The following is a 14,077-nucleotide window of genomic DNA, read 5'->3' on the forward strand; positions in this document are numbered from 1 at the left end:
TCCGCCCATGAGCAATAAACCGCGTATTGTTGTTGTGGGCGGTGGTCCGGCTGGGCTGGCTGCGGCCGAGTATCTGGCCGGGGCCGGGTGTAGCGTGCGTGTTATGGAACGGATGCCCAGCCTTGGGCGCAAGTTCCTTATGGCAGGGCGGGGTGGGTTAAACATAGCTCACTCCGAGCCGCAGGAAGACGTGCTGGAACGGTATGGTCCTGCCAAACCGTGGTTGCAGCCTGCGTTGGATGCGTGGACCATGCAGAACATCCGGGACTGGATGGCAGGGCTGGGGCAGGAAAGTTTTATTGGCTCTTCCGGTAGGGTTTTTTCCCAAAGGGATGAAGGCCTCCCCCCTGTTGCGGGCATGGCTTGCACGCCTGAACGCCGCTGGCGTGACGTTCCAGACCCGTGCCAGTTGGCAGGGGTGGACCGCACAGGACAACCTTCTTTTTAACATTCAGGATCAGATAAACGGAGCGCCACATCAGGCTGAGGTGGAGGCGGACGCGGTTCTGCTTGCTTTGGGTGGTGCAAGCTGGCCCCGGTTGGGGAGCTGCGGCAACTGGGTTCCACTGCTGCAACAGCGCGGTGTGGAGGTGGCGCAACTGGAGCCTGCTAATTGTGGGTTTTGCACACGCTGGTCAGCCCTTTTTGCCGAGCGCTTTGCCGGGACCCCCCTCAAGCCGGTTGCATTGACCTTTGGCGGCAGGCGTGTGCGGGGCGAAATTGTTGTTACGCGTACCGGGGTGGAAGGTGGCGCGCTCTATGCTCTTTCCCGCATTGTGCGGCAGACCATAACAGCCGAGGGGCAGGCCACGGTGTTCTGTGATCTGCGGCCCGATCTGAGCGAGCAGGATATTCTGGACAGGCTACGGGCGACCCGGGTGCGGGAGAGCCTAAGCAATCGTTTACGCAAAGCGCTCCGGCTTCCGCCTGTTGCCGTGGGTTTGTTGCGTGAGAGCGGGGATATGCCAGCAGACCTGCGGGCTTTGGCCGGGCGGATCAAGGCCGTGCCATTGACGTTTGACGCACCGGAACCGCTGACCCGCGCCATTTCCACGGCGGGAGGGGTCACGCAGGCTGCGTGTGACGAATCCTTTATGCTCCGGGCTGTGCCCGGTGTGTTTGTTGCAGGCGAAATGCTGGACTGGGAGGCCCCGACAGGCGGCTATCTGCTCCATGCTAGCCTTGCAACGGGGCGTGCTGCCGCAAAGGGCATGGTCGCATGGTTGCAGAAAGGTGGGGCAAGACGGTATCCCCTCCAACCATGAACAGCATGATTACAATGGGGGAAGTGCCGGGGGGTGGTCCGGCACAGATGGACCTTGGCGAGCTACTGGCCACCCGTCTGCTGGTTCAGGGGAATTCCGGGTCGGGCAAGTCGCACCTGTTGCGGCGTTTGCTGGAGCAGTCCGCCCGCATGGTGCAGCAGGCTATTATTGACCCCGAAGGGGACTTTGTCAGTCTGGCCGAAAAATTCGGTCATCTGGTCATAGATGGTGCGGACCATTCAGAAATGGCCCTGCACGCGGCGGGTGAGCGGATGCGGATGCACCGGGCCTCTGTTGTGCTCAACCTGGAAGGGTTGGATGCGGAGCAGCAAATGCGTTGGGCTGCGGCTTTTCTGGGCGGTATGTTCGAGGTGCCCCGCCAGTACTGGTACCCGGTTTTGGTTGTGGTGGACGAAGCCCAGCTTTTTGCCCCGGCTGCTGCGGGTGAGGTCTCGGACGAAGCCCGCCGGGCCTCCCTTGGCGCTATGACCAACCTGATGTGCCGTGGGCGCAAGCGTGGGCTGGCAGGTGTTATTGCCACGCAGCGTTTGGCCAAACTGGCCAAGAACGTCGCGGCGGAAGCCTCCAACTTTCTGATGGGGCGGACGTTTCTGGATATTGATATGGCGCGTGCGGCCGACCTTCTGGGTATGGAGCGCAGGCAGGCCGAAGCATTCCGTGACCTTGCGCGGGGTACGTTTGTGGCCCTTGGGCCAGCCTTGAGCCGCAGACCTGTTTCCGTCCGGATTGGTGCAGTGGAGACGGAAAGCCGCTCTGCTGGCCCGGTTCTGGCGCCATTTGAGCCTCCTTCAGCCCCCGTGCATGAGCTTATTCTGGCACCTGTCCCTGTGCAGGAACTGCCCGCCCGCCAGCGCAAGGCCCCAGCTCCCGCCGCCCCGGATCTGCTGACGCAGCTTGCCGCCCATGGGGAAGCACAGGCCAATGTGCAGGCCGAGCAGGAACAGGCGGAAGAAACGCCGGAAACACAGGCCGAGCGGGAAGCCCGCATGAACGCCATTCTGCGGGACATGATGGAGGATGAGGATTCGTCCTTCCGGCCCGTGCCTGTTTTGTATCAGGATTTTCTGGTGCGCTGCCGCATTGCGGGGTTGGGCCGGAATGCGCTGGACCTACGGCGCTTTAACCGTGCATTGGCGACTGCCCGCAGCGGGGTGAGCGAGGACATGTCTGCCTCCCCCGAATGGCAGGAGGCTGAGGCGCGCGCATCCGCCCTGCCGGAGGATTTGCAGGCCGTCTTTCTGTTTCTGGCCCGTGCGGCCATCGAGCGTACGCCCTGCCCATCCGATGCCCAGATTGCAAAGGTTTATGGCACGGTTTCCAAAGGTCGGGCGCGCCGTCTGCTGGCATGGTTCGAGGACCAGAATCAGGTGGTTCTGCGGGCCGATGGTGTGGGGCGGCGGGTGCTGACCTTTATAGGAACAGGGTGGGAAACACTGCCCGGTGTGGCCGATGGCTGACCAACCCACCTGATTTTGTGTGGGAAAAGGCGCAAAAGAACACGCCCGCGGGCATGACGGGCGGAGCGGGGAGTGCTATAGCCCGAGGCATGACGGACGACCCGCCCTTTAGCCCGGCCCTGCTGCCTGCTGGCTTTGTAGATCTGCTCACCCCCGATGCCCGAACGGAAGCGCGGGGTGTGGCGACCCTTATGGATGTGTTTGCCTCCCATGGCTACGACAGCGTCCGCCCGCCTCTTATGGAATTTGAGGAGACCTACCTTGCTGGTGCAGGGGTGGCTCTGGCGGAGCAGTGCTTTAGGGTTATGGACCCTGACACGCGGCGCATGATGGTGCTGCGCCCAGATATTACACCGCAAATTGCCCGCATGGCTGCGACTCGTGTTGGCGGCCTGCCGCGCCCGCTCCGTGTCTCCTACGCGGGGACCTGTGTTGTGGTGGCACCCGTTGCTGCGGAAGAAAGCAGCCGCCAGATCATGCAGACCGGCATTGAGCTGATTGGCCCGGATTCGCCCGAGGCTGATGCCGAGGTCATGTCTATTGGGGCAGAAGCCCTGATGCGCCTTGGCGTGAAGGATGTTTCCTTCGATCTGACCATGCCTCCCTTCATTCCGGCCTTGCTGGAAGAAGCTGGCGTGCCAGCAGCCCATCGCCCGGCGTTGATGCGCGCACTGGACCGCAAGGATGCAGCCGCCGTTGCCCAACACGGTGGGGCGCTTGCTGCAACGCTTATTGCTCTTCTGGATGCTACGGGTGCGGCAGAGCACACGGTGGCGCAACTGGCCGAGCTGACGCTACCGCCAAAGGCCCGCATTATTCTGGACCGGTTGATTGATACGGTTGCGGCCCTGCGGGAGATATGCCCGAGTCTGCGCATGACCGTGGACCCGGTGGAGTTCCGGGGCTGGAAGTACCATACCGGTGTTTGTGTAACGCTATTTGCCGTTGGCCGTTCGGAAGAACTGGGGCGTGGCGGGCGTTACATCTGCAATGATAACGAACCGGCCTGTGGGCTTACTCTGCGGCCTGATGTGCTTTTCCGCATGATTCCGCCTACCCCGGCCCGTGTGCGTGTATATCTGGCCGCTAATGCGGACCGGCACGAGGCCGCCTCCCTGCGTGAGCAGGGCTACGCCACCGTGCGAGGCTTTGCATCTGGCCCGCAGGCGGAGGCCGAGGCCCGGCATCTGGGTTGTGGCATTCTACTTACAGGCACCCAACGGGTGGACCTTGCCTGAGGGATTGCCCTCAGGCCTGATTTTCCGTTTTTGACCAGCAGGCAGTTTTTTTCAGGAGCAGACCGTCTATGTCCAACGTAACCGTGATCGGCGCCCAGTGGGGTGACGAAGGCAAAGGCAAAATCGTTGACTGGCTGGCCAGTCGGGCCGACGTGGTGGTGCGTTTTCAGGGTGGTCACAATGCTGGCCATACGTTGGTTGTTGGCAATCAGGTTTACAAGCTGTCCCTTCTGCCATCCGGCGTTGTCAGCGGTAAGCTCGGCATTATCGGCAATGGCGTGGTGGTTGACCCGCAGGCACTGCTGGGTGAAATCGCCCGTATTGGCGAACAGGGGCTGAAGGTCACGCCGGAAACCCTGAAAATTGCCGAAAACGTGCCCCTTATTCTGCCTGTGCATGGTGCGCTGGACCGCGCGCGTGAGGCCGCACGTGGTGACCGCAAAATTGGTACCACGGGCCGTGGGATTGGCCCCGCGTACGAAGACAAGGTGGCGCGTCGTGCCATTCGTCTGTGCGATCTGGCCGAGCCGGAAACGCTGGACTGGAAGCTGGACGAGCTTCTTCTGCACCACAATACGCTGCTGGCTGGCCTTGGTGCGCCGACTTTCTCCAAGGAAGAGCTGCTTGCCTTCCTCTCTGATGTTGCGCCCAAGGTGCTGCCGTTCATGGCCGCCACGTGGGATATTCTGGACGATGCCCGCCGGAATGGTCGCCGTATCCTGTTTGAAGGTGCGCAGGCGGTCATGCTGGATGTGGACCACGGCACCTATCCGTTTGTAACCAGTTCCAACACGGTTGCCTCCAATGCAGGTACCGGGTCTGGTATGGGGCCATCTGCTGCCGGGTTTGTGCTGGGTATTGCCAAGGCCTATTGCACCCGTGTGGGTGAAGGGCCTTTCCCGACCGAACTGCATGATGCCATTGGCCGCCGCCTTGGTGAACGTGGGCACGAATTTGGTACGGTTACGGGGCGTGCGCGCCGTTGTGGCTGGTTTGATGCTGTTCTGGTCCGCCATGCCGTGCGGGTTGGTGGCATCAATGGTCTGGCGCTGACCAAGCTGGACGTGCTGGATGGTCTGGATGAGATCAACATCTGTGTTGGTTACGAACTGGATGGCCAGAAGATAGAACGGTTCCCGTCCGGTTCGGCCGCGCAGCAGCGTGTGCGCCCGATTTATGAAACGATTGAAGGCTGGAAAGAAACCACGCAGGGTGCGCGCCGCTGGGCAGACCTGCCTGCGCAGGCCATCAAATATGTGCGCCGGGTGGAAGAACTGGTTGGCGCTCCGGTTACGCTGCTTTCCACCAGCCCAGACCGGGATGACACCATTCTGGTGCGTGACCCGTTTGAAGACTGATTTGTGACGTTCTCATGACGTCTTTTAAAAGCCTCCGCCCTGTGTGGGGGCTTTTTTGTTGGAGCAAAAGGTCTTTTCAGGCGTAGGTCATAAAAGATTCACAAAGCGTTTTTTGCCGTGTGATCGGCGGATTTTGGACATGTGCCAACGGCGCTAACATGGTCGAACAAGGGTTTTAGGTGGTCGGATGGTTGTTTTTTGTCATCTGCGCGTCATATCCTAGTGGCAGGTTTTTAAAGGGCATTCTGGTATGCACAAGGCAGATCTTCTGGTTGTTGAGGATGATCCGGCACTCGCCCGGCTTGTTTGTTACAATCTGGAAAAACAGGGTTACATGGTACGCCATGCGGCGGATGGCGAGGCGGCACTGGAATATGTGCGCCAGCGTCGGCCCGACCTGATTCTGCTGGACTGGATGCTGCCGGGCATTTCTGGTCTGGAGGTTTGCCGCCGTCTACGTGAGCAGGCCAGAACAGCAGCGCTCCCCATCATTATGTTCAGTGCGCGGGGGGAGGAAGCAGATACTATTCGCGGGCTGGATACAGGGGCGGATGATTATCTGGTTAAGCCCTTTAGCATGGATGCGCTGTTTGCCCGCGTTAAAGCCATTCTTCGGCGTGCCCCCCCGGCGGATAAAACTCTGCGGTTTGATACGCTGGTCATGGACCGGGTCAGCCATAAGGTGGAGCGTGATGGCCGCCTGCTGTCCCTTGGGCCTACGGAATACCGTCTGCTGGAATTTCTGATGCTGCACCCGGCTCAGGTTTTCTCGCGCGAGGAACTGCTTAAACATGCGTGGGAGCGCAGCTCCTTTGTGGAACTGCGCACAGTGGATGTGCATATTCGCCGCCTGCGGCAGACCCTGAACGAAGGGGGCGGAGTGGACCTTATTCGCACCGTGCGCGCCCGTGGTTATGCGCTGGATAAAGTGCAGGATCAGGACTAAGTAACCACACCGCAGAAAGGGGCGGCTGATCATGCATGCTTGGCTGGCGGCCCTCTATGGTATGGCTGGGGGTGGCGCGTTGGCGGCTTTACCGCTGTTTTTTGCGCGTTCTGACCGCTTTGAACCAATGCCTGACGATTCCGACAGGCAGAAAAATCGTTCAGGGCGGGAGGCGGCCTCTGCGGTCACGCTGGACGAAGTGATGGCCTGCCTGCCTGCCGCCACACTGGTGTTGAATGATACACGCTTACCCTGTGTGATTTCGCCCGAAGCCAAAAGGCAGTTTACCAACAGCATTGGCAGTATTATTCGCCACCCGGCTTTTCAAAGCTGTGTGGACAGGCTTCTGGCACAAAAAAAGGAAGAGTCGCAGCCTGTTGAGACGCTGATTGTGCTGGACGTTCCTCATTACCGGATTGTGCGGGCCTGGTTTCACAAAAAAACAGTGCCGGATGTTTTCCTTTCCGAAGGGTACCGGAAAGGAGGAGGAGCGTTTTCCTCCCGAACAACGCTGGTTTTTGTCGCATTGCATGATGAGACGGAAGCCGTACTGGCCGAGCAGCAGCATACGGATTTTGTTGCTTTTGCCAGCCATGAACTGCGTACACCACTGGCATCATTGTTGGGCTTTATAGAAACCCTGCAAGGCCCGGCTGCGGATGACCCGGTTATTCAAAAAGAGTTTCTGGGTATCATGTCTGAACAGGCCAAGCGGATGCAGCGGTTGCTGGACGGGTTGCTGTACCTGTCGCGCGTGCAAATGCAGGAACACCATAGACCGACTGATACTATTGGCATTGCCGACCTACTCAAACGTCTGTCTGATGAGGTGTCGGGGTTGCTGGCTGGCAAACCTGTGCGTTTTCAGGTGCAGGCCGATGGTGTGCAGGAACTGTGCGTGCAGGGGGATGAGGCGCAGCTTTTGCAGGTTTTGATGAACCTTGTGGAGAATGCGCTCAAATATGGTCTGTCTGACCGCGGAAAGCGCAATGATGACCCCTTGGGCATCACTGTAAGCTGTGTGCGGGCGCCCAAAAATGCAGGCTGGCCAACCGACCCGGGCCTTGTGCTGAGTGTTGAAGACACTGGCCCCGGTATTCCGGCTCGGCACCTCAACCGTCTGACGGAACGGTTTTATCGTGTGGCCAAAACGGCATCCAGCGTGCAGGGCAGTGGGTTAGGGCTGGCCATTGTCCAGCAGATTCTGGCGCGTCACGATGGGCGTTTTGCCGTGGAAAGCACGGTGGGCGAAGGCACAACCTGCCGTATATGGCTGCCGCTCCTTAGTGCGTAACTCTGTCATAAAACCGTCACGTAAATGTCCTGAAAGCATAACACCATTTTACCCTGACATCCTTTAACCCGGAGTGGCACGGCGCGTTTTTGCTGCCGGAAGCTTTTGCAATTGGCTCAGGGAAAAAACCAACATGCGTTTTTCAGTCAGGTCTGGAATGTGTCTGGCCGTCATGACAACCTTCCTTACGGCACTTCCAGCAGCGTCTCGGGCCGAGAGCGTGACCGGTGCAGGTTCCAGCTTTGCCGCTCCGATTTATGAAGGTTGGGGTGCTGTCGCAAAATCCGCCACTGGCGTAACCATTAACTACCAGAGCGTTGGGTCCAGCGCAGGTCAGAACCAGATTGTGGCTGGCACGGTTGATTTTGGTGCGTCTGATGCGCCGATGGATGCCCAGAAGCTGGAAACCAACCATCTGTTCCAGTTCCCCACCGTTATGGGTGGCATTGTTCCGGTTGTGAACATCCCCGGTGGCATCAAGCCTGATACCCTGACGCTGAGCGGGGATGTGCTGGCTGACATTTATGCAGGTTCCATTACCTCTTGGAACGACCCCAAAATTGCGGCGCTGAACCCGGGCGTTAAACTGCCGGATGTTGCTATTGCGCCTGTTCACCGCGCGGATGGTTCGGGCACGACCTTCGTGTTCACCTCTTATCTGGCCGGGTCCTCTGCTTCGTGGAAAGAAAACTACGGTGCTGGCACATCCATTAGCTGGCCCGGTGGTCTGGGTGCTCGCGGGAATGACGGCGTGGCCGCCACCGTGCAGAATACCGAAGGTGGCATTGGCTATGTTGAATACGCCTATGCTAGCCGTAACCACCTGACCACTGTTCGCCTGCGCAACCATGCTGGTGCCAGTGTCGCCGCTGGTATGAACAGCTTCTCCCATGCCGCACAGGCTGCTGACTGGGCACATGCATCCCATTTTGCAGTCAACCTGCTGGACACGGATGGCCAGGAAGCATGGCCGATTATGTCTGCAACCTACGTGCTGGTTCCGGTTCCTGCCCGTCATGCTGACCGTGATCAGGCTGTGCAGAAGTTCTTTAGCTGGAGCTTCAGCAACGGGGACAGCATTGCAACCAAGCTGGACTACGTGCCGCTGCCCAACGCAGTTAAGGACAGCATTATGTCCGCATGGAAAAGCGGTAAATAATTATTCCTGTATAAGAAATACTGTGTATTTGAGCTTACTGGAAAGCGGCCCGGAAACGGGTCGCTTTTTTTCATAAATCTGTAACGAAACCATCACCGAAGCATCACGCACAAAAAGTTTATGGCGGGTTATTCACGGCTCATCGTTCTTATCATGGAATGGCCACAATGCGCTGTAACTCGCTTTTTTCTTCTGTTGCTCTAACGTCTTTTATGTTGGCTGGAATCGCTCCTGTGGCCGAGGCGGCTTCCACTGAGGATTCCGAAATTCGCTTGCTGCGTGCGGAAATGTCCCAGATGCGTCGGGATATGCAGCAGCAGATCGTCACCCTCAAGCATCAGCTGGCTAAAAGCGATGCGACCACAAAAGGCCGCGTGGGTCAGGCTGCAAGCCAAGGCCGTAAGACCATGCATGTGGCTGACGGTAACTACGACCCGAACGTGCAGTTTGGTGAGCAGGAACCCCTCAAAAAAATTGCTCCCCTGTCCGGCGTAGGCACGCCCCCGTCTGACCGTGGTGACACCATGTCCTGGAAGGACTTCAAAGCTGCCACGGCACAGGATGAAGAAGTCCGCATTGGTGGCATGATTGTCGGTTTTCCCAAGGGGCGCTTTACGGTTTCCTCTGAAGACGGCGCTTATGGCTTTTCCGTTGGTCTGGCATTCCATGAAGACTTCGGCGGTTTCCTCGGCGGTGGTCACCGCAGCGGGAATACTGCAAACGGTGATTTTGGTGGCTTTACGGAAAATGCCCGTCGTATCCGTATTCCGTTCACATTCCGCTATAAGGATTGGGTGGCTAACGTAACGCCGGATCTGGGTGCTGGTGGCGCCGACGGTAACAGCACGGATCAGGGTCTGTACGAAGCAAACCTGAACTACACCGGTTTGCGTAACACGATCCTGACGGTCGGTTATTTCCAGCCGCGCGTGACGGAAGAGGATTCCGAAAGCTCGAACGACTTCGAAATGATGGAACGTCCCGCCATTACCGATGCCGTTCGTAAAATTGCTGCAGGTGACGCCCGCTTCAGCTTTGGTGGTCTGCATTACGAAAAACGTTGGTGGATTGCATCTTACTTTACGGGCCAGACTTATGGCGATCGTAAGAGCAACTCTTCCGGTGTGGGTGATCTGAACAGCCAGACGGGGGCAACCTTCCGTGCAGCTGGGAGGCCGTATGTGTCGAAAGACATTGATGTGCATGTTGGTATTTCAGCCATCAGTGCTTTCAAGGTGGCCGAAACCTGCACGAGTGCTACCAACAGCGCCAGCTGCTCGCGTTCTTACAAGTTCAGCCAGTCGCCTGAAGTTAATCTGACCAGCACCAATCTGGTTTCCGCTACGATTGGGAATGCGTCTTCTGTCTGGTCTGCTGGTCCAGAACTGGGCTTCCGTTGGAAGAAGATGGTTCTTAAAGGGGAATACTACAACATTGGTGTTAATCGCGGGAATCAGGCGATTACCAATGTGTCCGATGCTGTGTCCCAGAAAACGGTTCACATGCAGGGTTACTATGGTTCTGCCAACTATACCCTGTTTGGCAAAGGGCGCGAATACAACATCAAGGAAGGCGCATTCGGCGCTCCGGGTGTTGAGCATGAATTTGACCCCGCACGTGGTTACTGGGGTGCGCTGGAAATCACTGGGCGTTACAGCGTAACCGACTTTAGCGATGTTTCCGCAGATATCCGTGGTGGTCGTCAGACCGTGTGGTCCGGTGGTATCAACTGGTATCCTAACCGCCACTTCCGCGTCATGCTTGACTTCAACCACTTCATTGTTTCCCGCACGGCTACCGGTGGTGGCATGAGTGCCTCTGCATGGAACTCTGCGGGCCGCGATGGCAACTCTTTTGCTGCGCGTGTGCAGGCTGCTTTCTAAAGCTTGCTGCCTCTGGCTTCGGTCAGGAATTCAGTGTGGAAAAGGGCCATTCTTACGAATGGCCCTTTTTTTATGCTCGGTATGGAAGGGGGGTTTTGAAGCCATATCCCAGTAAAGGGGTGGCACCCCACGCCTGCATGATGGGTGCTGTCGGGGAGAGCCATCATGCAGGTGGTTGTGTTGATGTAGGAAGTTAGTAGCGGCTGTAACCGTAAGCGGCCTGCGGTGCGGGCAGGACGTTTTTGTAAGAGATCATGCACGCCACATACGCGTTGTTATACTGCGTCTGTATGCCGCCCTGCTGGCTGTTGGAATAGAGGCTTCCCCCCAGACCACCGCCCATGGCCCCGGCAGCAGCACCAATGCCTGCGCCTGTGCCGCCGCCGGCAGCAGCACCCAGCCCGGCACCCAGTGCTGTGGCAGCCAACCCGCCATAAATGGCTTTATGGTTCTGGCGTTCAGCCTGCCCCTGTACGGCAGCCGCAGCCTGAGAGCGGCAGAAATTCTGTTCCTGTAGGAACTGTCCATAATTCTTGCCCGGACCGGGAAGAACCTGTGCAGTCGGCCCCATGGGGGTTTCGGCGCAGCCAGCCAGCAAAAGAGCAGGCAGGAAAGCATAGGACAGCGCTTTGAGCTTCATCTCACTTTACTCCAGATATATTGGATGATCTTAAAGTGAGATGACTATGTCATTTTTTAGGTAAGAGAGGAATAATAGAAAAAGGGAAAAAGGCCGTCTTGTTCAGGCAGCCTTTTCCCCTTTTTTCTACTTGTGGTTCAAGGTGCGGTATTCAGCCGCGTGACCAGAAGCTGGTTGATGCGGAACCCTTCCACATCCACAACTTCAAACCGGAATCCGGCGGCATCTACCCTGTCGGTCTTGCGTGCCATGCGGCGCAGTCGGTGCATGATAAAGCCGCTGATTGTATCAAACTGGTCATGGTCTGGCAGGTTGAGAATATGCAGTTCACGCATGACCTCCCCAATGGGGGCTGCACCATCCACCAGCCAGGAGTTGGCGTCACGCTGAACAATGGCTTGCTCTTCAAACGGGCTGGCCAGTCCATCCATCAGCACGCCCATAATATCCTTGAAGGTAATGAGCCCCACAACCAGCCCGTACTCGTTGACCACCAGCGCAAAGCCTACGCCGGAGGTGTCAAATTGGGCTAGTGTGTCCCACAGGTTCAGCGTTTCGGGAACAGACGGAACATCACGCCGCATACGGGCAATGGGGTTGCTATGGGGGCGGCCGGACGGGGCAATGGACGGGTCCACAACCGAGGCCAGCACGTCTTCCGCACGGATGGAGCCAATAACCTTGTCCAGACCGCCATTGCAGAGCGGATAGCGCGAATAAGGCTCCATACGCACTTTTTCATGGTTATGTTCGGGGGTGTCCTGAATATCCAGAAAAATGATCTCATCACGCGGGGTCATGGCGGACGTAACCGAGCGGTCTTGTAGCCCCAGAACATTCTCGATCATCTGGTGTTCCTGCTGGAGCAGGGCACCAGAGGCGGTGCCAGCAGCCAGAATGGCGTGCAGATCTTCCGGTGTTACAGGCTCCACGGCGGATGCGGCAGGGATTTTGAGCGCCTTGAGCACCACATCGGAAATTTTGGAGAAAATCCAAACAAACGGATAGAGAATACGCAAAGCCACACGGGGGAACCAGCCAACGGCCAGCGCCACCTTGTCCGGGTTGCTCATGGCCACCCGCTTGGGCAACAGGTCCGCAAACAAGACGAATGTGCCGGTTACAAAAATAAAGCTTAGCGTGGATGCAAGGTTTTGCGCCCACCAGTCAGAGAGCTTCCACCGGGTAAAAAAATCCGCCAGTGGTGGAGACAGCATTTCGGAGCTGACAATACCCCCCATAATGCCCACGCCATTCAGGCATATCTGAATAACGGTAATGACCTGGCCGCTGTTGCGGCGGAGTGCCAGAAAGGCCTGGGCACGTGGGTCTCCTGCATCTGCACGGCTGCGGAGCCTGACTTCTCGTGCGGCAGCAAAGGAAATTTCAGAAAGCGCGATCAGGATACTGACCGCGATAAGCAGAACAAGGGTCAACAGACCCATAATGAACAGGAGCAAGAGAAAGTCCGCTATACTGTTAAGATGGCACAGTATGAACAAAAAGTGAGCCGCTGACCAGCGTGATTCCTCCTGTATTTTTTCTGTCATGGACAACAGGAGTGCGACTTCAAAACTCTGTCAGGTCGGGACGGATGGCCTTTGCAGGCGTTGGTGAGACGCTAGCGTGTTTTGGTGCGTCCCATGCGGGACGCATTGTTTGATCAATCCAGCCGGACAGAAGCCGATGTTTGATGCTCTTTACCTCGAAAAAGAAGCTCCTGATGGCCAGACCGCCACAATACGGAGCCTGCCCGAAAGCGCTTTGCCTGAAGATGAGGTGATTGTGCGCGTGCATTGGTCGGGGCTGAATTACAAGGATGCGTTGGTCATTACCGGGCGCGGCCCAGTGGTCAAAACATGGCCAATGGTGCCGGGGATTGATTTTGCTGGTGTGGTTGAGCGTTCCTCCAGTCCTGATTTCCATTTTGGACAGAAGGTTATGCTGACAGGCTGGGGTGTTGGCGAGAAACATTGGGGTGGTCTGGCACAAAAAGCATGTGTGCCCGGAGCATGGTTGCAGCCTTTGCCGCAGGATTTGACCTGCCAGCAGGCCATGGCGCTGGGGACTGCGGGTTTTACGGCCATGCTGTGCGTGCAGGCACTGGTGCGTGAAGGCGTGGGGCCAAACAATGGCCCTGTTCTGGTCACAGGTGCTACGGGCGGGGTGGGGAGTATTGCGCTTATGCTGCTGGCCGGCATGGGGTATGAGGTAGTGGCTGTAACAGGGCGGTTGGAAGAGCAACCCTATTTGCAGCGGCTTGGCGCGTCCGAAGTGCTTGCCCGGTCGCATTTTGAAATGCCTTCGCGCCCATTGGAAAAAGCCCGTTGGGCGGGGGCGGTGGATGTGGTGGGCGGTCAGGTTCTGGCCTCTGTTTGCGCATCCATGAAGCCGCAGGGCGTTGTGGCAGCCTGTGGTCTGGCTGGTGGGATGAATTTTCCTGCAACGGTTGCCCCGTTTATTCTGCGAGGCGTGACGCTTGTGGGGATAGACAGCGTTCTGTGCCCCAGAACGGTGCGGCAGGAGGCGTGGAACCGTCTGGCTGTCCGGGTGGATAAAACCCTGCTTGCGAGCATGACGCGGGTTATCCCTTTGTCGGAAGCAATAGCGGCATCCGAGGATCTGCTGAATGGAAGAATCAAGGGCCGTCTGGTGGTCGAGATACCCTAAAGTTCAGGTTTGTACCGCTGGGAGCGGACTGCTTACTGCATATGATAATTTAATAGAAACTGTAAGTTTGTGGGTGCGGATAATCCTTCATGTCAGGAAATCTGCTGAACCACCGATAAATAAAATAATAAAAATATAAATTTACA

General features: G+C 57.6%; 10 protein-coding genes and 1 pseudogene. 9 read left to right on the forward strand and 2 right to left on the reverse strand.

Translation table 11 applies throughout. The annotated features are described in order from the left end of the window. Positions 1-7 precede the first annotated feature (7 nt). The 8 genes and pseudogenes from AGA_RS03620 to AGA_RS03655 all read left to right on the forward strand — a co-directional run bounded on the left by AGA_RS03620 (position 8) and on the right by AGA_RS03655 (position 10,621). Positions 8-1,265: pseudogene (locus AGA_RS03620) on the forward strand (TIGR03862 family flavoprotein). Continuing rightward, positions 1,262-2,743 (forward strand): ATP-binding protein, encoded by a 1,482-nt coding sequence (locus tag AGA_RS03625; RefSeq protein WP_059023065.1) that lies wholly within the window; start codon positions 1,262-1,264, stop codon positions 2,741-2,743. The pseudogene AGA_RS03620 and the gene AGA_RS03625 overlap by 4 nt, the downstream one beginning before the upstream one ends. 53 nt (positions 2,744-2,796) lie before the next feature. Next, entirely contained in the window at positions 2,797-3,981 is a 1,185-nt protein-coding gene (locus AGA_RS03630; RefSeq protein WP_059023066.1) for an ATP phosphoribosyltransferase regulatory subunit, read from the forward strand. 68 nt (positions 3,982-4,049) lie between these two features. Beyond that, entirely contained in the window at positions 4,050-5,339 is a 1,290-nt protein-coding gene (locus AGA_RS03635) for an adenylosuccinate synthase (RefSeq protein ID WP_059023067.1), read from the forward strand. 250 nt (positions 5,340-5,589) lie between these two features. Next, positions 5,590-6,285 carry a phosphate regulon transcriptional regulator PhoB gene (phoB, locus tag AGA_RS03640; protein WP_059023068.1) on the forward strand — a complete coding sequence of 232 codons (696 nt, stop codon included), beginning with the start codon at positions 5,590-5,592 and terminating at the stop codon, positions 6,283-6,285. 25 nt (positions 6,286-6,310) lie between these two features. Next, positions 6,311-7,579 carry a sensor histidine kinase gene (locus AGA_RS03645; protein WP_456303786.1) on the forward strand — a complete coding sequence of 423 codons (1,269 nt, stop codon included), beginning with the start codon at positions 6,311-6,313 and terminating at the stop codon, positions 7,577-7,579. A 172-nt stretch (positions 7,580-7,751) separates the two neighbouring features. Then, positions 7,752-8,738, forward strand: a complete 987-nt coding sequence (pstS, locus tag AGA_RS03650; RefSeq protein ID WP_231945994.1) for a phosphate ABC transporter substrate-binding protein PstS — start codon at positions 7,752-7,754, stop codon at positions 8,736-8,738. A gap of 158 nt (positions 8,739-8,896) precedes the next feature. Continuing rightward, complete coding sequence (locus AGA_RS03655) at positions 8,897-10,621, forward strand: OprO/OprP family phosphate-selective porin (protein WP_059023071.1); 1,725 nt, start codon at positions 8,897-8,899, stop codon at positions 10,619-10,621. 193 nt (positions 10,622-10,814) lie between these two features. On the opposite strand, the gene AGA_RS03660 is transcribed toward AGA_RS03655, so the two are convergent. Next, a complete protein-coding gene (locus AGA_RS03660; RefSeq protein ID WP_059023072.1) occupies positions 10,815-11,261 on the reverse strand; it encodes a glycine zipper family protein in 447 nt (148 codons plus the stop codon). A gap of 137 nt (positions 11,262-11,398) precedes the next feature. After that, complete coding sequence (locus tag AGA_RS03665; RefSeq protein ID WP_059024625.1) at positions 11,399-12,721, reverse strand: hemolysin family protein; 1,323 nt, start codon at positions 12,719-12,721, stop codon at positions 11,399-11,401. 226 nt (positions 12,722-12,947) lie between these two features. Here AGA_RS03665 and acuI point away from each other — a divergent pair, with 226 nt between their 5' ends. Further along, entirely contained in the window at positions 12,948-13,931 is a 984-nt protein-coding gene (gene acuI, locus AGA_RS03670; RefSeq protein ID WP_059023073.1) for an acrylyl-CoA reductase (NADPH), read from the forward strand. The last annotated feature ends 146 nt before the right edge of the window (positions 13,932-14,077 follow it).

The sequence above is a fragment of the Acetobacter ghanensis genome, assembly GCF_001499675.1.
Taxonomy (GTDB): Bacteria; Pseudomonadota; Alphaproteobacteria; order Acetobacterales; family Acetobacteraceae; genus Acetobacter; species Acetobacter ghanensis.

Bases quoted from the DNA above. Each gene is read 5' to 3' on its own strand.
- AGA_RS03625 (WP_059023065.1), top strand. From the start codon at position 1,262: ATGAACAGCATGATTACAATGGGGGAAGTGCCGGGGGGTGGTCCGGCA.
- AGA_RS03630 (WP_059023066.1), top strand. From the start codon at position 2,797: ATGACGGGCGGAGCGGGGAGTGCTATAGCCCGAGGCATGACGGACGAC.
- AGA_RS03635 (WP_059023067.1), top strand. From the start codon at position 4,050: ATGTCCAACGTAACCGTGATCGGCGCCCAGTGGGGTGACGAAGGCAAA.
- phoB (WP_059023068.1), top strand. From the start codon at position 5,590: ATGCACAAGGCAGATCTTCTGGTTGTTGAGGATGATCCGGCACTCGCC.
- pstS (WP_231945994.1), top strand. From the start codon at position 7,752: ATGACAACCTTCCTTACGGCACTTCCAGCAGCGTCTCGGGCCGAGAGC.
- AGA_RS03655 (WP_059023071.1), top strand. From the start codon at position 8,897: ATGGCCACAATGCGCTGTAACTCGCTTTTTTCTTCTGTTGCTCTAACG.
- AGA_RS03660 (WP_059023072.1), bottom strand. From the start codon at position 11,261: ATGAAGCTCAAAGCGCTGTCCTATGCTTTCCTGCCTGCTCTTTTGCTG.
- acuI (WP_059023073.1), top strand. From the start codon at position 12,948: ATGTTTGATGCTCTTTACCTCGAAAAAGAAGCTCCTGATGGCCAGACC.